Source organism: Herbaspirillum seropedicae (assembly GCF_001040945.1).
Classification (GTDB): domain Bacteria; phylum Pseudomonadota; class Gammaproteobacteria; order Burkholderiales; family Burkholderiaceae_D; genus Herbaspirillum; species Herbaspirillum seropedicae.
Genome location: NZ_CP011930.1, coordinates 1,994,582 through 2,013,966 on the forward strand (window position 1 = coordinate 1,994,582; position 19,385 = coordinate 2,013,966).

20 protein-coding genes and 1 tRNA gene are annotated in these 19,385 nt (G+C 61.2%); all 21 read left to right on the top strand.

Features of this window, described 5'->3' with window-relative positions:
* Positions 1-88 precede the first annotated feature (88 nt).
* The 21 genes from ACP92_RS08760 (at position 89) to ACP92_RS08860 (ending at position 19,365) form a co-directional block, all read left to right on the top strand.
* Complete coding sequence (locus tag ACP92_RS08760) at positions 89-601, top strand: winged helix DNA-binding protein (RefSeq protein ID WP_048348685.1); 513 nt, start codon at positions 89-91, stop codon at positions 599-601.
* A 36-nt stretch (positions 602-637) separates the two neighbouring features.
* Positions 638-1,615, top strand: coding sequence for an NAD(P)H-quinone oxidoreductase (locus tag ACP92_RS08765; RefSeq protein WP_013233773.1), 978 nt, complete (start codon positions 638-640; stop codon positions 1,613-1,615).
* Between the two features lie 111 nt (positions 1,616-1,726).
* Complete coding sequence (gene tpiA / locus ACP92_RS08770) at positions 1,727-2,476, top strand: triose-phosphate isomerase (RefSeq protein ID WP_013233774.1); 750 nt, start codon at positions 1,727-1,729, stop codon at positions 2,474-2,476.
* Between the two features lie 100 nt (positions 2,477-2,576).
* A complete protein-coding gene (gene secG / locus ACP92_RS08775) occupies positions 2,577-2,951 on the top strand; it encodes a preprotein translocase subunit SecG (RefSeq protein WP_075257778.1) in 375 nt (124 codons plus the stop codon).
* A 109-nt stretch (positions 2,952-3,060) separates the two neighbouring features.
* Positions 3,061-3,145: transfer RNA gene (locus ACP92_RS08780), tRNA-Leu, on the top strand.
* Positions 3,146-3,264: 119 nt separating this feature from the next.
* Positions 3,265-3,624 (top strand): NADH-quinone oxidoreductase subunit A, encoded by a 360-nt coding sequence (locus tag ACP92_RS08785; RefSeq protein WP_006712939.1) that lies wholly within the window; start codon positions 3,265-3,267, stop codon positions 3,622-3,624.
* A 3-nt stretch (positions 3,625-3,627) separates the two neighbouring features.
* Positions 3,628-4,104, top strand: a complete 477-nt coding sequence (locus ACP92_RS08790) for a NuoB/complex I 20 kDa subunit family protein (protein ID WP_006712940.1) — start codon at positions 3,628-3,630, stop codon at positions 4,102-4,104.
* Between the two features lie 9 nt (positions 4,105-4,113).
* Positions 4,114-4,710, top strand: a complete 597-nt coding sequence (locus tag ACP92_RS08795; protein WP_013233775.1) for an NADH-quinone oxidoreductase subunit C — start codon at positions 4,114-4,116, stop codon at positions 4,708-4,710.
* Complete coding sequence (locus ACP92_RS08800) at positions 4,710-5,963, top strand: NADH-quinone oxidoreductase subunit D (RefSeq protein ID WP_013233776.1); 1,254 nt, start codon at positions 4,710-4,712, stop codon at positions 5,961-5,963. Before ACP92_RS08795 ends, ACP92_RS08800 begins: the two co-directional genes overlap by 1 nt.
* Before the next feature lie 95 nt (positions 5,964-6,058).
* The gene (gene nuoE / locus ACP92_RS08805) at positions 6,059-6,550 is read left to right on the top strand and encodes an NADH-quinone oxidoreductase subunit NuoE (protein ID WP_041310497.1); all 492 of its coding nucleotides are present in this window, start codon (positions 6,059-6,061) and stop codon (positions 6,548-6,550) included.
* Entirely contained in the window at positions 6,547-7,842 is a 1,296-nt protein-coding gene (nuoF, locus tag ACP92_RS08810; RefSeq protein WP_013233778.1) for an NADH-quinone oxidoreductase subunit NuoF, read from the top strand. Before nuoE ends, nuoF begins: the two co-directional genes overlap by 4 nt.
* Positions 7,843-7,924: 82 nt before the next feature.
* Positions 7,925-10,243, top strand: coding sequence for an NADH-quinone oxidoreductase subunit NuoG (nuoG, locus tag ACP92_RS08815; RefSeq protein WP_013233779.1), 2,319 nt, complete (start codon positions 7,925-7,927; stop codon positions 10,241-10,243).
* A 2-nt stretch (positions 10,244-10,245) separates the two neighbouring features.
* The gene (gene nuoH, locus ACP92_RS08820) at positions 10,246-11,316 is read left to right on the top strand and encodes an NADH-quinone oxidoreductase subunit NuoH (protein WP_013233780.1); all 1,071 of its coding nucleotides are present in this window, start codon (positions 10,246-10,248) and stop codon (positions 11,314-11,316) included.
* Positions 11,317-11,337: 21 nt separating this feature from the next.
* Complete coding sequence (nuoI, locus tag ACP92_RS08825) at positions 11,338-11,826, top strand: NADH-quinone oxidoreductase subunit NuoI (protein ID WP_006712947.1); 489 nt, start codon at positions 11,338-11,340, stop codon at positions 11,824-11,826.
* Positions 11,827-11,966: 140 nt separating this feature from the next.
* Positions 11,967-12,626 carry an NADH-quinone oxidoreductase subunit J gene (locus ACP92_RS08830; protein ID WP_013233781.1) on the top strand — a complete coding sequence of 220 codons (660 nt, stop codon included), beginning with the start codon at positions 11,967-11,969 and terminating at the stop codon, positions 12,624-12,626.
* Between the two features lie 18 nt (positions 12,627-12,644).
* On the top strand, positions 12,645-12,953 hold the full coding sequence (nuoK, locus tag ACP92_RS08835) for an NADH-quinone oxidoreductase subunit NuoK (protein ID WP_013233782.1): 309 nt from the start codon (positions 12,645-12,647) through the stop codon (positions 12,951-12,953).
* A gap of 115 nt (positions 12,954-13,068) precedes the next feature.
* Complete coding sequence (gene nuoL / locus ACP92_RS08840) at positions 13,069-15,159, top strand: NADH-quinone oxidoreductase subunit L (protein WP_013233783.1); 2,091 nt, start codon at positions 13,069-13,071, stop codon at positions 15,157-15,159.
* Between the two features lie 22 nt (positions 15,160-15,181).
* Positions 15,182-16,672 (top strand): NADH-quinone oxidoreductase subunit M, encoded by a 1,491-nt coding sequence (locus ACP92_RS08845; RefSeq protein WP_013233784.1) that lies wholly within the window; start codon positions 15,182-15,184, stop codon positions 16,670-16,672.
* Between the two features lie 158 nt (positions 16,673-16,830).
* The gene (nuoN, locus tag ACP92_RS08850) at positions 16,831-18,339 is read left to right on the top strand and encodes an NADH-quinone oxidoreductase subunit NuoN (RefSeq protein WP_013233785.1); all 1,509 of its coding nucleotides are present in this window, start codon (positions 16,831-16,833) and stop codon (positions 18,337-18,339) included.
* A 12-nt stretch (positions 18,340-18,351) separates the two neighbouring features.
* Positions 18,352-18,666 (top strand): DUF2818 family protein, encoded by a 315-nt coding sequence (locus ACP92_RS08855; RefSeq protein WP_013233786.1) that lies wholly within the window; start codon positions 18,352-18,354, stop codon positions 18,664-18,666.
* A 123-nt stretch (positions 18,667-18,789) separates the two neighbouring features.
* A complete protein-coding gene (locus ACP92_RS08860; protein ID WP_013233787.1) occupies positions 18,790-19,365 on the top strand; it encodes an NUDIX domain-containing protein in 576 nt (191 codons plus the stop codon).
* Positions 19,366-19,385: the final 20 nt, after the last annotated feature.

Genomic DNA, 19,385 nt, shown 5'->3' on the forward strand with positions numbered 1-19,385 from the left:
TTTCGTCGCCCTGACTTATCCGCTTCCCATGAGCCAAGAGAACAACGAGACGTCCAGCCCCGTCCAGCCTGATGCGCAAGACGTGGTCATGGCCCCGCGACCGACCAAGATCGTGTCGTCCCAGCACCTGGTGTCCGAACGCAGCGCCGAGCTGTCCGAGCTCGAATATGCGCTCATCATGGCCTGCAATGCCTTCAACCGCTGGATGGTGCGTTGCATGGCCGCCGCTGGCGCCAAGGACATGACGGCCATCGAGGTGTCGCTGTTGCATCACGTCAATCACCGTGACCGCAAGAAAAAACTGGCCGATATCTGTTTCGTATTGAACGTCGAGGACACCCACGTGGTCACCTATGCCTTGAAGAAGTTGGTCAAGGCCGGCTACGTCAAGAGCGAGAAGGCGGGCAAGGAACTGCTGTTCTCGACCACCCCGGCCGGGCAGGCGCTGTGCATGAAGTACCGCGAGGTACGCGAGCGCTGCCTCATCGAGGTCCAGGCCGAGAGTGGCATTCCCAACCAGGCCATCGGCGAGGCTGCGCAATTGCTGCGCAATGCCTCCGGGCTGTACGACACGGCAGCACGGGCGGCGGCCTCGCTTTGAGACCCATCACACTCCATTCAATGAAGGATAGGACACATGCGCGCAATCGAGATCAAGGAATTCGGCGGGCCTGAGGTATTGCAGGCCTGCGAACGGCCCGTGCCGGAACTGAAGGCCGGTGAGGTACTCATCAAGGTCCACGCCGCGGGCGTGAATCGTCCGGATGTGTTCCAGCGAACCGGCAACTATCCGGTCCCGCCTGGCGCTTCCGACCTGCCCGGCCTGGAAGTGGCGGGCGAGATCGTGGCCGGCGACTTGGGCGACAGTGGTTTCAAGCTGGGCGACCTGGTCTGCGCGCTGGTGCAGGGCGGCGGCTATGCGGAATTCTGCGCTGCGCCGCTGGCCCAGTGCCTGCCTGTGCCCAAGGGTTTGAGCGCGCTGGAGGCGGCAGCCCTGCCGGAAAACTACTTCACGGTGTGGAGCAATGTGTTCGACCGCGGACAACTGTCGGGTGAAGAAACCCTGCTGGTGCAGGGTGGTTCGTCCGGCATTGGCGTGACGGCCATCCAGATCGCCCGCGCGCTGGGGCACCGCGTGTTTGCTACCGCCGGCAGCGCCGAGAAGTGCCGCGCCTGCGAAGAGCTGGGGGCTGAGCGCGCCATCAACTACAAGACCGAGGATTTCGAGGCCGTGGTCAAGGAATTGACCGGCGGCCGTGGCGTGGATGTGATCCTGGACATGGTGGGCGGCGACTATCTGCCGCGCGAGATCAAGGCCTTGGCCGACGATGGCCGCCTGGTCTTCATCGCCCAGCTGGGCGGGGCCAAGGGACAGCTGGACATGGGGCAGGTGATGCGTCGTCGCCTGACCATTACGGGCTCGACCTTGCGTCCGCGTCCCGTGGCCTTCAAGGCCGCCATCGCGGCCAAGCTGCGTGAACATGTCTGGCCCCTGATCGAGGCCGGCAAGATCCGGCCGGTGATCCATCATCGCTTTCCCCTGGAGCAGGCTGCGCAGGCGCACGCCATGATGGAAGGCAGCACCCATATCGGCAAGATCATGCTGGAGCTATGAGTCGGTGGGGCTGCTGGGTCTCAGGCGGTCGGTCTGGTTTGACCGTGTGGATGGCAAGCGGCTACAATGTGGGGTTATCCAAATCGAAACCGAATTCAACGAACACAGCCTATGCGTCGCAAACTTGTAGCCGGTAACTGGAAAATGAATGGCAGCCTGGCTGCCAATGCTGCCCTGGTGGCCGGCATCAAGGAAGGGCTCGCGGCCCAGGCTTGCGATGTGGCCGTCTGCGTGCCGGCGCCTTACCTGGCGCAGGTGCAGGCGCTTGTGGCCGGTTCGCCGGTGGGGCTGGGTGCGCAGGATATGTCCGCCCATGCTTCGGGCGCCTATACCGGCGAGGTGTCGGCATCCATGTTGCAGGAATTCGGTGTGCAGTACGTCATCCTGGGTCACTCCGAGCGTCGCGCCTATCATGGCGAGTCCGATGCAGCGGTGGCGGCCAAGACGGTGGCTGCGCTCAAGGCCGGGTTAGTGCCGCTGGTGTGTGTGGGCGAGACGCTGGAGCAGCGTGAAGCCGGCCAGACCAATGCCGTCGTGGGTGGTCAGCTCGATGTCGTGCTGGCTGCGCTGAGCGCGGAAGAGGCTGCCCGCATCGTCGTGGCTTATGAGCCGGTCTGGGCAATCGGCACCGGCAAGACCGCTACGCCCGAGATGGCGCAGGAAGTGCATGCGATGTTGCGCGCGCGTCTGGGCGCCAAGAGCGCGGAAGCTGCTGCCAAGGTATGCATCCTGTACGGCGGCAGCATGAAGCCCGATAATGCCCAGCAGTTGCTGGCCATGGGTGACATCGATGGGGGTCTCATCGGTGGTGCGGCGTTGAAGGCGGCGGATTTCCTCGCGATCATCAATGCGGCGGCCTGAGTTTCAGGCAGGCGGTTCAGGTTTCAAGTAAGGGGTTTGTCAGCCGCGCGGGAGATACTCGGTGGCAGGCAGTCGAAATATCAAGAGTGGATTGGTTCAAATGAATACTTTGTCTTTGGTGGTAGTGGTAGTTCAGGTGCTGGCGGCGCTGGCAATCATCGGTCTGGTGCTGTTGCAGCACGGTAAGGGTGCCGACATGGGTGCGGCTTTCGGTTCCGGCGCGTCCGGCAGCCTCTTTGGCGCGACCGGCTCGTCCAACTTCCTGTCCAAGTCGACCGCTGTGGCTGCTGCCATCTTCTTCGCGGCGACCCTGGGTCTGGCCTTCATCGGCAATCACCATGTTTCGCAAAGCGGCGGTGTGATGGATAATCTGCAGGCGCCTGCCGTCCCGGCTCAACAAGCGGCCCCGGCTGCGCCCGCTGCACCGGCCGAAGCTGGCAAGCCTGGCGACCAGTCCAATCAGATTCCGAAATAAGCCTTTGCTGAATCTGAAATAATCGAAGAATAAAACGATAAGAATCTTTCTTTTTAGCTGATTGTGCATTGAACAAGAGTAACAAATGAAGGTACAATAGCAGTCTCAGGCCGACGTGGTGAAATTGGTAGACACGCTATCTTGAGGGGGTAGTGGCGAAAGCTGTACGAGTTCGAGTCTCGTCGTCGGCACCATAGAAATGAAATGAAAAGCCAGCGAAGGTCTTCGTGCCTGAGCTGGCTTTTTGTCGAGGAAGTTTCTGATTGATATTGAGAATCATTCCCATCGATAAACCAACGCATAGCGGCCAATCGTGAACCTCGAAAATTACTTCCCAGTCCTCCTGTTTATTCTTGTTGGCATCGGCGTCGGTGTCGCTCCCCAGCTCCTCGGTCGTCTTCTTGGTCCGCACAAGCCGGACGCTCAAAAAACTTCTCCTTACGAATGCGGTTTTGAAGCATTCGAAGATGCGCGCATGAAGTTCGATGTGCGCTACTACCTGATCGCCATCCTGTTCATCCTGTTTGATCTGGAAACCGCCTTCTTCTTCCCTTGGGGCGTGTCCATGCGTGAGCTGGGCTGGCAAGGTTTCGTCACGATGATGGTCTTCATCGCTGAATTTGTTGTCGGATTTTGGTACATCTGGAAAAAGGGTGCCCTGGATTGGGAGTAAGCCATGTCTATTGAAGGCGTATTGAATGAGGGGTTTGTTACCACCTCGCTGGATAAGGTAATCAACTGGACCCGTACCGGATCCCTGTGGCCCATGACCTTCGGTCTGGCCTGCTGCGCAGTTGAGATGATGCACGTCGGTGCTTCGCGTTACGACCTGGACCGCTTCGGTGCGGTGTTCCGTCCGTCGCCGCGCCAGTCCGACCTGATGATCGTAGCCGGCACCCTGTGCAACAAGATGGCGCCGGCGCTGCGCAAGGTCTATGACCAGATGCCGGAACCGCGCTGGGTCATCTCCATGGGCTCCTGTGCCAATGGTGGTGGCTACTATCACTATTCCTACTCGGTGGTGCGGGGTTGCGATCGCATCGTGCCGGTGGACGTGTATGTCCCGGGTTGCCCGCCGACGGCTGAGGCGCTGCTGTATGGCGTGATCCAGCTGCAGAACAAGATCAAGCGCACCAACACCATCGCGCGCTAAGAGGGCAGTATGACGACAAAATTGGAAACTCTCGAAGCCGCCCTGCGTAATGCGCTTGGAGGGTATCTTCAGAATCTGACCGTGGCCCTCGGTGAAGTCACCGTGGTGGTCAAGGCCGCTGACTACCTGTCGGCCATGCGCGTGCTGCGCGACCATGCCGACACCCGTTTCGAACAACTGATCGACCTGTGCGGCGTGGACTACTCCACCTACGGCGATGGCGCCTGGGAAGGTCCGCGCTTTGCCGTGGTGTCGCACCTGATGTCGATCGCGCACAACTGGCGTGTGCGTGTGCGCGTGTTTGCCCCGGATGACGACCTGCCCATCGTGGCCTCGGTCGATCCGATTTGGAACTCGGCTGGCTGGTACGAACGTGAAGCCTTCGATTTCTACGGCATCCTCTTCGACGGTCACCCCGACCTGCGCCGCATCCTGACCGACTATGGCTTCATCGGCCACCCGTTCCGCAAGGACTTCCCGGTGTCCGGCTATGTCGAGATGCGTTACGACGCCGAACAGAAACGCGTCATCTATCAACCCGTAACGATCGAGCCGCGCGAAATCACCCCGCGCATCATTCGTGAAGAAAACTACGGGATCAAATAATGGCAGAGATCAAAAACTATACGCTGAACTTCGGCCCTCAGCACCCGGCCGCGCACGGCGTGCTGCGCCTGGTGCTGGAGCTGGATGGTGAAGTCATTCAGCGCGCCGACCCCCATATCGGTCTGCTGCATCGTGGCACCGAGAAGCTGGCCGAGCAGAAGACCTTCCTGCAGTCCGTGCCTTACATGGATCGCCTGGACTATGTCTCGATGATGAGCAACGAGCACGGTTACGTGCTGGCCATTGAGCGTATGCTGGGTATCGATGTGCCGCTGCGTGCGCAGTACATCCGCGTGATGTTCGACGAAATCACCCGCCTGCTGAACCACCTGATGTGGATCGGCGCGCACGCGCTGGACGTGGGCGCCATGGGCGTGCTGCTGTATGCCTTCCGTGAGCGCGAAGACCTGTTCGACTGCTACGAAGCCGTCTCCGGCGCCCGCATGCACGCGGCCTACTATCGTCCGGGCGGTGTCTACCGCGACCTGCCGGACAGCATGCCGCAGTACAAGGCTTCCATCGTGCGCAACGAGAAGGCCATCCGCGAACTGAACGAAAACCGTCAGGGTTCGCTGCTGGACTTCATCGAAGACTTCACCAATCGCTTCCCGACCTATGTCGACGAATACGAGACCCTGCTGACCGACAACCGTATCTGGAAGCAGCGTCTGGTGGGCGTGGGCGTGGTCTCGCCGGAACGCGCCCTGCAGATGGGCTTCTCCGGTCCGATGCTGCGTGGCTCGGGCATCGCCTGGGACTTGCGCAAGAAGCAGCCGTATGAAGTCTACGACCTGCTGGACTTCGACATCCCCGTGGGCAAGAACGGCGACTGCTACGACCGCTATCTGGTGCGCGTGGCTGAAATGCGCCAGTCCAACCGCATCATCAAGCAGTGCGTGGAATGGCTGCGCAACAACCCGGGTCCGGTCATCACCGACAACCACAAGATCGCGCCTCCCAAACGTGCGGACATGAAGTCCAACATGGAAGACCTGATCCACCACTTCAAGCTGTTCACCGAAGGTTTCCGCGTGCCTGCCGGCGAAGCGTATGCCGCCGTCGAGCATCCGAAGGGCGAATTCGGTGTCTACCTGGTCTCGGACGGCGCCAACAAGCCGTACCGCCTGAAGATCCGTGCCCCGGGCTTTGCCCACCTGCAGGCCCTCAACGAAATGGCCAAGGGCCACATGATTGCCGACGCGGTCACCATCATCGGTACGCAAGACATCGTGTTCGGGGAAATCGACCGGTAAGTCGAAGAGCAAGAGTAAGAGTCAAGGCGGGCTTCGATGAGAAGCCCGTCAGGTTTGGGGAATATCCAATAACCGCGCAGTACTGATGCGCATGGATGGCCAACGATATGCTGTTAAGTCAAGAAGCCCTTAAGAAAATCGATCGCGAACTCGCGAAATACCCGGCGGACCAGCGCCAGTCTGCGGTCATGTCCGCACTGCGCATCGCCCAGGTGGAACATGGCTGGCTGCCGGCCGAGCTGCAGCAGGAGATTGCCGACTACATCGGCATGCCCGCCGTGGCCGTGCAGGAAGTGGCGACCTTCTACAACATGTTCAACACCAGCCCGGTGGGCAAGCACAAGATCACTGTGTGCACCAACCTGCCGTGCCTGCTGTCGGGCGGCGAACGCGCCGCACACCACCTGAAGCAAAAGCTGGGCATCGATTATCGCGAAACCACGGCCGACGGCCAGTTCACGCTGATGGAAGGCGAATGCATGGGCGCTTGCGGCGACGCACCGGTCATGCTGGTCAACAACCATCAAATGTGCAGCTGGATGTCCAACGAGAAGATCGACGCGCTGCTGGAGGAACTGAAGAAATGACCTGCCTGCACGACCGCCACATCAAACCGCTGATCCTCGCCGACCTGAATGGCGAGAACTGGCACCTCGAGGATTACGTCAAGCGCGGCGGCTACGAGTCGCTCAAGCGCATCCTCAATGAAAAGATCACCCCGGAACAGGTCATCGCCGACCTCAAGGCCTCGGGCCTGCGTGGCCGCGGCGGTGCGGGTTTCCCGACGGGCTTGAAGTGGAGCTTCATGCCGCGCCAGTTCCCCGGCCAGAAGTACCTCGTCTGCAATACAGATGAAGGCGAGCCGGGCACCTTCAAGGACCGTGACATCATTCGTTACAATCCGCACGCGCTGATCGAAGGCATGATCATCGGCGGCTACGCGATGGGCATCACTGTCGGTTACAACTATATCCACGGCGAAATCTTCTCCGCCTACGAGCGTTTCGAAGAAGCGCTGGAAGAGGCGCGCGCCGCCGGCTTCCTGGGTGACAACATCCTGGGCACCGGCTTCAGCTTCCAGCTGCACGCGCACCACGGTTATGGCGCCTACATCTGCGGCGAAGAAACCGCGCTGCTGGAGTCGCTGGAAGGCAAGAAGGGCCAGCCGCGCTTCAAGCCGCCGTTCCCGGCCAGCTTCGGCCTGTACGGCAAGCCGACCACCATCAACAACACCGAGACCTTCGCGGCCGTGCCCTTCATCTTCAAGGTGGGCCCGCAGGCCTACGCCGAGATGGGCAAGCCCAACAATGGCGGCACCAAGATCTTCTCGATCTCGGGCGACGTCGAGCGTCCGGGCAACTACGAGATCCCGCTGGGTACACCGTTCTCCACGCTGCTGGAGCTGGCAGGTGGCATGCGCGGCGGCAAGAAGATCAAAGCCGTCATCCCGGGTGGTTCGTCCGCACCGGTGATCCGTGGCGATGTCATGATGGACACCACCATGGACTACGACGCCATCGCCAAGGCCGGCTCGATGCTGGGTTCGGGTGCGGTGATCGTGATGGACGAAACCCGTTGCATGGTCAAGTCGCTGCTGCGGCTGTCCTACTTCTACTACGAAGAATCCTGCGGCCAGTGCACGCCGTGCCGCGAAGGCACCGGCTGGATGTACCGCATGGTGGAGCGTATCGAGAACGGTCACGGCAAGATGGAAGATCTGGACGTGTTGAACTCGGTGGCTGACAACATCCAGGGCCGCACCATCTGTGCGCTGGGTGATGCGGCGGCCATGCCGGTACGTGCGTTCGTGAAGAATTTCCGCGAAGAGTTCGAATACCACATCGAGCACAAACACTGCCTGGTTCCGGCATACATCTGAACAGGGCAGGGGATGCCAGGTGGAATGGAATAAGCCTTCCACCGGTATTGTTGGCAAGAATATTTAGCTTGGGCAAACAGCCATGGTTGAAATCGAAATAGACGGCAAGAAGGTTGAAGTGCAGGAAGGCAGCATGGTCATGGACGCTGCCAACAAACTCGGCACGTACATCCCTCACTTCTGCTATCACAAGAAACTGTCCATCGCGGCCAACTGCCGCATGTGCCTGGTCGAGGTCGAGAAGGCCCCGAAGCCGCTGCCTGCCTGCGCCACGCCGGTCAATGCCGGCATGATCGTGCGCACCGCCAGCGACAAGGCCGTCAAGGCCCAGAAGGGCGTGATGGAATTCCTCCTGATCAACCACCCGCTGGATTGCCCCATCTGCGACCAGGGCGGTGAGTGCCAGCTGCAGGATCTGGCCGTCGGTTACGGCGGTTCGTCCTCGCGCTACCAGGAAGAAAAGCGTGTCGTGGAGCCCAAGGACGTCGGTCCGCTGATCTCCATGAAGGAAATGAACCGCTGCATCCACTGCACCCGCTGCGTGCGCTTCGGCCAGGAAGTGGCCGGCGTGATGGAGCTGGGCATGCTGGGTCGCGGTGAGCATTCCGAGATCACCACCTTCGTCGGCAAGACCGTGGACTCCGAGCTGTCGGGCAACATGATCGACCTGTGCCCGGTCGGCGCGCTGACCTCCAAGCCGTTCCGCTACAGCGCCCGTACCTGGGAACTGTCGCGCCGCAAGTCGGTGAGCCCGCACGATAGCGTCGGCGCCAACCTGATCGTCCAGGTCAAGAATGGCAAGGTCATGCGCGTGTTGCCCTTCGAGAACGAAGAAGTCAACGAGTGCTGGATCTCCGACAAGGACCGTTTCGCCTACGAAGCGCTGGACAGCGAACAACGTCTGACCAAGCCGATGTTGAAGCAGGACGGCAAGTGGCAGGAAGTGGACTGGCAGACCGCGCTGGAATACGTCGCCCACGGCCTGCGCAACATTCGCCACGAACATGGTGCTGACGCCATCGCCGCGCTGGGTACCCCGTACTCCACGCTGGAAGAACTGAGCCTGCTGCAGAAGATCGTGCGCGGCGTCGGTTCGGAGAACATCGATTTCCGCCTGCGTCAATCGGACTTCGGCCTGGATGGCCAGATCAAGCCGTGGCTGGGCATGTCCATCGTCGAGTTCTCGCAGCTGAACCGCGTCTTCGTGATCGGTTCCTTCCTGCGCAAGGACCACCCGCTGCTGTCGGCCCGCCTGCGCCAGTCCGCCAAGAGCGGCGCCAAGGTCAGCGTGCTGCATGCCACCGACGATGATCTGCTGATGCCGGTGGCCAACAAGATCATCGCCGCGCCCTCGGCATGGCTCTCCGCCCTGGCCGAAGTGGCCGTGGCCGTGGCCGAAGCCAAGGGCGTGGCCGCACCGTCCGCCTACGCTGGCGTGACGGCCTCGGACGCCGCCAAGGCCACCGCGGCCAGCCTGCTGTCGGGCGACGCCAAGGGCGTGTTCCTGGGCAACGCTGCCGTACAGCACCCGCAAGCGGCGCAACTGCACGCTGCCGCACAATGGATCGCAGAACAGACCGGCGCCAAGCTGGGCGTGCTGACCGAAGGCGGTAACGCCGTGGGCGGCTACCTGGCCAACGCTGTGCCGGCTGCGGGCAAGGCCGCCGCTGTCTTCGCGCAGCCGCGCAAGGCTTACCTGCTGCTCAACGCTGAACCGGAACTGGACAGCTACGACCCGCAAGCCGCCAGCGCCGCACTGAAGCAGGCCGATATGGTCGTGGTGATGTCGGCCTTCAAGCATGGCGCCGACTACGCCGACGTGCTGCTGCCGATCGCTCCCTTCACCGAGACCTCCGGCACCTTCGTCAACACCGAAGGCCGCGCCCAGAGCTTCAACGGCACCGTCAAGCCGGCCGGCGATGCGCGTCCGGGCTGGAAGGTCCTGCGTGTGCTGGGCAACCTGCTGGAACTGGAAAACTTCGAGTACGAGACGTCCGAGTCCATCCGTGACGAACTGTTGGGCAAGGAGACCGACCTGTCGGCCCGCCTGAACAACCTCGCCTCCGTGCAGCTGCGGGCCGTCTCGACCGCTGCCGCTGAAGTGGAGCGTGTGGCCGATGTGCCCATCTACTTCGCCGATCCGATCGCGCGCCGTTCCGCGCCGCTGCTGGAAACCCGTGATGGTCAGGCCCCCAGGGCGTGGCTGTCGGCAGCACTGGCGTCCAAACTGGGCGTGGCTGAAGGCGACCAGGTCAAGGTCAAGCAAGGCTCGGGCAGCGCAGCGCTGACCGCAGCCATCGATAAGAAACTGCCGGAAAACGTGGTTCGCGTCGCTGCTGCGCACGCCTCCACGGCTGCACTGGGCGGCATGTTTGGCGCAATCGTCGTGGAGAAAGCGTAAAAATGGATCACCTGATCGCCCAAATCAATACGGTAGGCCCGGCCTACCTGGGTCCGACCCTGTTCACCCTGGTGTGGACGCTGGTCAAGATCCTGGTGGTGATGGTGCCGCTGCTGGTGTGCGTGGCCTACATGACCTACTGGGAGCGCAAGCTGATCGGCTGGATGCACGTGCGTCTGGGCCCCAACCGAGTCGGTCCGGCCGGCCTGCTGCAGCCCATCGCTGACGCCGTCAAGCTGATCTTCAAGGAAATCTCGACACCGTCCAAGGCCAACAAGGCGCTGTTCTACCTGGCTCCGGTGATGACCATCATGCCGGCGCTGGCCGCCTGGGCGGTGGTGCCGTTCTCGCCGGAACACGTGCTGGCCAACGTCAACGCCGGCCTCTTGTACCTGATGGCCATCACCTCGATGGAAGTCTACGGCATCATCATCGCCGGCTGGGCCTCCAACTCGAAGTACGCCTTCCTGGGTGCGATGCGCGCCTCGGCACAGATGGTGTCCTACGAAATCTCCATGGGCTTCTGCCTGGTGGTGGTGCTGATGGTCTCGGGCAGCCTGAACATGACCGACATCGTCATGGGCCAGACCCAGGGGCACTTCGCCAGCATGGGCCTGAACTTCCTGTCGTGGAACTGGCTGCCGCTGCTGCCGATCTTCGTGATCTACTTCGTCTCCGGCGTGGCCGAGACCAATCGCCACCCCTTCGACGTGGTGGAAGGTGAATCCGAAATCGTGGCCGGTCACATGATCGAGTACTCGGGCATGTCCTTCGCCATGTTCTTCCTGGCCGAATACGCCGCGATGATCCTGATCTCGATCCTGACCGCACTGCTGTTCTTCGGCGGCTGGTCGGCTCCGGTGTCGGCGCTGGACTTCATCCCGGGCTGGATCTGGCTGGGCTTGAAGACCTTCTTCTTCCTGTCGCTGTATGTGTGGATCCGCGCATCGTTCCCGCGCTACCGCTATGACCAGATCATGCGTCTGGGCTGGAAAGTGTTCATTCCGCTGACCCTGGTGTGGCTGGTGGTCGTGGCGATCTGGATTCAGTCGCCGTGGAATATCTGGAAATAAGTTGGAAGGCTGAGGCTAAAAATGGAAGCTATTAAGGATTTTTTCGGCAGCCTGATGCTCCGCGAGCTGTTCAAGGGCCTGGCCCTGACGGGTCGCTACCTGTTCAAGCGCAAGATCACGGTGCAATTCCCCGAGGAAAAAACGCCGATGTCGCCGCGTTTCCGCGGTCTGCATGCGCTGCGTCGTTATCCCAACGGTGAAGAACGCTGCATCGCCTGCAAGCTGTGCGAAGCGGTCTGCCCGGCCATGGCCATCACCATCGAGTCCGAGCAGCGTGCTGACGGTACCCGTCGCACCAGCCGCTACGACATCGACCTGACCAAGTGCATCTTCTGCGGTTTCTGCGAAGAGTCCTGCCCGGTCGACTCGATCGTCGAAACGCACATCCTGGAATACCACGGTGAAAAGCGGGGCGACCTGTACTACACCAAGGAAATGCTGCTGGCCGTGGGTGATCGTTACGAAAACGAAATCGCCGCTGCCCGCGCTGCTGACGCTGCCTACCGTTGATGGTGCTGCCAGGCCGCACTGCAGGACAGAGCGGCTGGGCAGGGTAGGGGAAGTCGCAGGACGATGTCGGATGGATTGCGATGGGGTGGCCGGTGCTTGCCGTCCCCGTGCTGATTGAATGAACCAACTTCTGGTTGATTATGGAATTTAAAACTGTCTTGTTCTACGTGTTCGCGGTGATCCTGGTGATCGCCGCCGTACGCGTCATCACGGCCCGCAATCCGGTGCATGCGGCGCTCTTCCTGGTGCTGTCCTTCTTCTCGGCAGCCGGTATCTGGATGCTGCTCAAGGCCGAGTTCCTGGCCATCGTGCTGGTGCTGGTCTATGTCGGTGCGGTGATGGTGCTGTTCCTGTTCGTGGTGATGATGCTCGATATCAACATGGACAAGCTGCGTGAGGGCTTCTGGGGTTACTTCCCGCTGGCCGCGACCATCGGCGTGATCATCGTGCTGGAAATGGCCGCCGTGCTGCTGCGCAGCTTCTGGACCCCGGAAACGCAGGTGCCTGCCGCCTCCGATACGCTGGGCCAGACCAAGCCGCTGGGCAAGCTGATCTTCACCGAATACGTCTACGCCTTCGAAATCGCCGCCGTCATCCTGCTGGTGGCCATCGTCGCCGCCGTGGCCCTGACACTGCGTAAGCGCAAGGACAGCAAGTACTTCGATCCGGCCAAGGCCGTCAAGGTCAAGGCGTCGGACCGTGTGCGCCTGGTCAGCATGAAGGCCGAGTCCACCCGTAACGAGCCGCCCGCCGACGCCGCCGCTGCGGCAGACAAGCCGGCCGCCGGTCAACAATCTTAAAAAGGGCGATCAAGAATCATGGCAATCACGCTCTCCCACTATCTGATCATCGGCGCGATCCTGTTCGCGATCTCGATCGTCGGCATTTTCCTGAACCGCAAGAACGTCATCGTGCTGTTGATGGCGATCGAACTGATGCTGCTTGCGGTCAACATGAACTTCATTGCTTTCTCGCATTACCTCGGTGACGCGGGCGGACAGATCTTCGTGTTCTTCATCCTGACCGTGGCTGCGGCTGAATCCGCGATCGGTCTGGCGATTCTGGTGGTGCTGTTCCGTAACCTGGATACCATCAACGTGGAAGACCTCGACAGCCTCAAGGGCTGAGTCGGCATCCGCAGCGTCCTGTTCTTGCGTTCTGGTTTGGATTTCATTTAAAGATGGGAGGCCCCCTTGCAGCAGATGGTGCAGGCGGGGCAGCCAATAAGCGATAAGGTTCATCATGGCTGGGCAACTTAACCCACATCTTCTTCTTGCTGTACCCCTGGCGCCGCTGGCAGGTTCGGCCATCGCCGGTCTGTTGGGTACCAAATTCTTCGGCAACGTCGTTGGCCGCAAGGTGTCGCATACCGCGACCATCCTGGGCGTGCTGATCGCCGCCATCATCTCCCTCCAGACCCTGCTCGCAGTGCTGGACGGCGCCACCTACAACGGTACGCTGTACAACTGGATGACGGTGGCCGGCCTCAAGCTGGAGATCGGCTTCATGGTCGATAGCCTGACGGCGATGATGATGTGCGTGGTGACCTTCGTGTCCCTGATGGTCCACATCTACACCATCGGCTACATGGCCGAGGATGAAGGCTACAACCGCTTCTTCTCCTATATCTCGCTGTTCACCTTCTCCATGCTCATGCTGGTCATGAGCAACAACTTCCTGCAGCTGTTCTTCGGCTGGGAAGCGGTGGGCCTGGTGTCCTATCTGCTGATCGGTTTCTGGTACACCCGTCCGACCGCCATCAAGGCCAACATGAAGGCCTTCCTGGTCAACCGCGTGGGTGACTTCGGCTTCATCCTGGGCATCGGCCTGCTGCTGGCCTATGCCGGTTCGATGAACTACACCGAAGTCTTCGACAAACGCGCCGAGCTGGCCCAGCTGACCCTGCCGGGTACGGACTGGATGCTGCTGACCGTGGCCTGCATCTGCCTGTTCGTGGGTGCGATGGGCAAGTCGGCCCAGTTCCCGCTGCACGTCTGGCTGCCGGACTCGATGGAAGGCCCGACCCCGATTTCCGCGCTGATCCACGCCGCCACCATGGTGACGGCCGGCATCTTCATGGTCACCCGCATGTCGCCGTTGTTCGAGCTGTCCGACACCGCGCTGTCCTTCATCCTGGTGATCGGCGCCATCACGGCGCTGTTCATGGGCTTCCTGGGCACCATGCAGAATGACATCAAGCGCGTGGTGGCCTACTCCACGCTGTCGCAGCTGGGTTACATGACTGTCGCCCTGGGCGCATCGGCCTACTCGGTGGCCGTGTTCCACCTGATGACCCACGCCTTCTTCAAGGCGCTGCTGTTCCTGGGCGCCGGTTCGGTCATCATCGGCATGCACCACGATCAGGACATGCGCAACATGGGCGGCCTGCGAAAGTACATGCCCATCACCTGGATCACCTCGCTGCTGGGTTCGCTGGCCCTGATCGGTACACCGTTCTTCTCGGGCTTCTACTCCAAGGATTCGATCATCGAAGCCGCGGCCGAGTCGCACCTGGCAGGTTCGGGCTTTGCCTACTTCGCCGTGCTGGCCAGCGTGTTCGTGACCGCCTTCTACTCCTTCCGCATGTACTTCATGGTCTTCCATGGCAAGGAGCGTTTCGGTCAGGCCCACGGTCATGACGATCATCATGCGCCGGCTGCGGCCCATGGCGTGCATGACGACCATGCGCACGATGCCCATGATGACCACGGCCATGATGAACACCATCACGGTCTGGCTCCGGGCCAGAAGCCGCACGAGTCGCCGCTGGTGGTGACCCTGCCGCTGATCCTGCTGGCCATTCCCTCGGTCATCATCGGTTTCTTCGCGATCTCGCCGATGCTGTATGGCGACTTCTTCAAGGGCGTGATCTTCTTCGGCGAAAACCACAAGGTCATGGAAGAACTGGCCCACGAATACCACGGTCCGGTGGCCATGGTGCTGCATGCCTTCACCAGCGCACCGCTGTGGCTGGCCATTGCTGGTGTGGTCGTGGCGTACTACTGCTACATGATCAACCCGCGCGTGCCGGCCTGGTTCAAGGAAAAGTTCAGCATCATCTACACCATCCTGGACAACAAGTACTACATGGACAAGTTCAATGAAGTCGTCTTCGCCGGCGGTGCACGCCTGCTGGGCAGCGGACTGTCCACCGTGGGTGACCGTGGCCTGATCGACGGTCTGTTCGTCAACGGCAGCGCCAAGGTCGTCGGCTGGTTCTCGAAATTCACGCGTCTCTGGCAGTCCGGTTACATCTATCACTATGCGTTCGTGATGATCATCGGGGTGCTGGGTTTCCTGGTGTGGTTCATGCCGTTCCCGTTCGCCAAATAAGCTGTCCGAGTAGATAACAACCATGATGCAGTCAACATTTCCCATCCTGAGCCTCGCGATCTGGGTACCGATCGTCTTCGGCATCCTCGTCCTGGCACTGGGCCGCGACAGCAATCCGGGCCTGGCCCGCTGGCTGGCGCTGTTCGGTTCGCTGGTCGGCCTGGTCGTTACTTTCCCGCTGATCCAGCATTTCGATCCGCTGGCGCACGGTTACCAGTTCGTCGAAAAGACGCCCTGGATCGATCGTTTCAATATCAGCTACTTCCTGGGCCTGGACGGCATCTCGCTGTGGTTCGTGCCGCTGACCGCCTTCATCACCGTCATCGTGGTGCTGGCCGGCTGGGTGGTGATCCAGAAGCGCGTGGCCCAGTACATGGGCGCCTTCCTGATCCTCTCGGGCATCATGGTCGGTGTGTTCTCGGCGCTGGATGCGATGCTGTTCTACGCCTTCTTCGAAGCGACCCTGATCCCGATGTTCATCATCGTGGGCGTCTGGGGCGGCGACAACCGCGTGTATGCAGCCTTCAAGCTGTTCCTGTACACGCTCTTGGGTTCGCTCTTGATGCTGATCGCGCTGATCTACCTGTACTACGTGTCGGGCGGCAGCTTCGAGATCCCGACCTGGCACCAGGTGCCGCTGTCGATGCTGGAACAGAAGATCCTGTTCTTCGCCTTCCTGGCCGCCTTTGCGGTGAAGGTGCCGATGTGGCCGGTGCACACCTGGTTGCCGGACGCCCACGTGCAGGCGCCGACCGGCGGCTCCATCGTGCTGGCCGCGATCATGCTCAAGCTGGGCGCCTACGGTTTCCTGCGCTTCTCCCTGCCCATCCTGCCTGACGCCAGCCATGCGCTGTCCGGCTTCATGATCTTCCTGTCGCTGGTGGCCGTGATCTACATCGGTCTGGTGGCCCTGGTGCAGCAGGACATGAAGAAACTGGTGGCCTACTCGTCGATCGCCCACATGGGCTTCGTCACCCTGGGCTTCTTCATGTTCAACGACATGGCAGTGCAGGGCGGTATCGTGCAGATGATCTCGCACGGCTTCGTCTCCGGCGCGATGTTCATGTGTATCGGCGTGCTGTACGACCAGATGCATACCCGCGAGATTTCGCAGTACGGCGGTGTGGTCAACAAGATGCCGCGCTTCGCCTTCTTCTTCATCCTGTTCTCGCTGGCCAACTGCGGCCTGCCGGCCACTTCCGGTTTCGTCGGCGAATTCATGGTGATCCTGGGCGCAGTGAAGTTCAACTTCTGGATCGGCCTGTTGGCCGCCACCGCCCTGATCCTGGGTGCGGCCTACTCGCTGTGGCTGGCCAAGCGCGTCATCTTCGGCGCGGTGACCAATCATCACGTGGCCGAGCTGGTGGACCTCAATGGCCGCGAGTTCCTGATCCTGGGTCTGCTGGCGATTGCGACCCTGGTCATGGGTGTCTATCCGGGCATCATCACCGATAGCATCCAGACCTCGGTGACCGACCTGTTGAAGCACGTGGCGGTCTCCAAGATCAACTGATCTGCGCAGTAAAGATGTGAAGGGCGGGGCGCTTGCGTCCCGCCGACAAAGAAGCTGGGCAACAACGAGTAACGAGACGAGCCGGTGTGATATTGCCGGTCGGGCGGCGCGGCGGGAAGTCGCGACACAAGCGGGCGAACACAAGCGGTAGTAACTAAATGAATAACATGAATCTGATCCCTGTCTATCCGGAAATATTTCTGCTGATCGCGACTTCCGCGATCCTGCTGATCGATATGTTCCTGCCGGAAAGCAAGCGCGTCATCACCTATCTGCTGTCGCTGGCAGCGCTGGTGGTGTGCGCGGTACTGACCTTTGCCGACCTCAACAGCGGCGCCACGGTCTACACGTTCAACAACATGTTCGTGTCCGATCCGCTGGCCAACCTGTTGAAGCTGTTCACCTACCTGGGTGTCGGCGTCACGCTGATCTACTCGCGCCAGTACAACACCGCGCGCGGCATCACCGGCGGCATGCTGGGCGGCGAATACTACGCCCTGGCGCTGTTCGCGTTGCTGGGCCAGATGGTCATGATCTCCGGCAACAGCTTCCTGTCCATCTACCTGGGCCTGGAACTGATGTCGCTGTCGCTGTACGCGCTGGTGGCCCTGCGCCGTGACCACGCTGCTTCCACCGAAGCCGGCATGAAGTACTTCATCCTCGGTGCGCTGGCTTCCGGCTTCCTGCTGTACGGCATGTCCATGCTCTATGGTGCGACCGGCGGTGCGCTGGAGCTCAACGAAGTCTTCCGCGCCATCGTCTCCGGCACCGTTGACCGTACTCCGCTGGTGTTCGGCATCGTCTTCGTGGTGGCCGGCCTGGCCTTCAAGCTGGGCGCCGTTCCCTTCCACATGTGGGTGCCCGACGTCTACCAGGGTTCGCCCACACCGGTGACCCTGCTGCTGGGCGCGGCGCCCAAGCTGGCCACCTTCGCCATCACCTTCCGTCTGCTGGTCGAAGGCATGCTGCCGCTGGCCGTGGATTGGCAGCAGATGCTGATGGTGCTGGCCGTGCTGTCCATCATCCTGGGTAACGTCACCGCCATCGCGCAGACCAACATCAAGCGCATGCTGGCCTACTCGACCATCTCGCACATGGGCTTCATGCTCTTGGGCATGATGTCGGGCGTGGTCGACGGCAACCTGTTCTCGGCCGTGAACGCCTACAGCTCCTCGCTGTTCTACGCGGTGACCTATGTGATCACCACGCTGGGCTCCTTCGGCGTGATCATCCTGCTGTCGCGCTCGGGCTTCGAAGCCGACACCCTGGATGACTTCAAGGGCCTGAACCAGCGCAGCCCGTGGTTTGCTGCCGTGATGATGATCATGATGTTCTCGCTGGCCGGCATCCCGCCGCTGGTGGGCTTCTACGCCAAGCTGTCGGTGCTGCAGGCGGCCATGGCCACCGGCCAGATCTGGCTGCCGGTGCTGGCAGTGATCTTCTCGCTGATCGGCGCGTTCTACTACATCCGCGTCGTCAAGGTGATGTACTTCGACGAGCCGGCTGACAACAGCAAGATCGTCGCTACGCCCGAGATGCGCGTCGTGCTGAGCCTCAACGGTATCGCTGCCCTGGCCATCGGCCTGTGGCCGGGTCACCTGATGGATGCCTGCACCAATGCCATCGTGACCACGCTGGCGACCTTCCTCAGCAAGGTCGTCGCCTAAGGGAACAGGGGAATGAATATTTCCCTGTTCAGCTGGGTCGTCATCCTGTTGGCCGCGCTTGCGGCCAATTTGCCGTTCTTGAACCAGCAATTGTTCGCGCTCATCCCGTTGAAGAAAGATCCTGCCTGGGTCAAGCCGGTCTGGCTGCGTCTGGTCGAGTTGCTGGTGCTTTACTTTGTCGTCGGCATCGTCGCTCACCTGCTGGAAGCCGGCGTGGGTAATGTCTTCTCCCAAGGCTGGGAATTCTATGCCATCACTGGCTGTCTGTTCCTGGTGTTGGCCTACCCCGGCTATGTAATGCGCTATCTGCGCAAGAGCAACGCCTGAGTTTCCGACTGTCCTGCCGGGCAGTGCGGCTGCGGGATCGCCCGGCGATGAACCCGGGCGTTCCGAGGCAGCGTGAGCCCGGCCATCTCCCCTGATCGCTCCTCCACCTTCCACGGTCATCACATGGACGCCCATCTCAAAGAGACCCAGAAAGACAATCGCCAGGTCTACACCGGCCACTTCCTCAAGGTGCAGCAGGATACGGTCATCCTGCCCGACGGCAAGCATGCCGTGCGCGAGTACATCAAGCATCCCGGCGCGGTCGCGGTGCTGCCGCTGTTCGACGATGGCAGCGTGCTGATGGAGCGCCAGTTCCGCTACCCCTTGCACCGCGTCTTCATCGAGTTCCCTGCCGGCAAGATCGATCCGGGCGAAGATACGCTGGATTGCGCCAAGCGCGAGCTGCAGGAAGAGACCGGCTACACCGCTGCCCAATGGCAGTATGTCTGCACCATCCATAACGCCATCGCCTACTCGGACGAGCATCTGGTGCTGTATGTGGCACGCGGACTGACGCAGGGCGAACGCAAGCTCGATGAGGGGGAGTTCCTCGATATCTACAAGGCGCCGCTGGAAGAACTGGTGGAACAGGTGCGCAATGGCGAGATCACCGACGTGAAGACCGTGATCGGTGTGTTCTGGCTGGAGAAGATCCTGAGCGGCGCATGGACGCCGCCGCCGCGTCCGGCCGGGATCTGAACCGCCGCTGCATCAGCCCG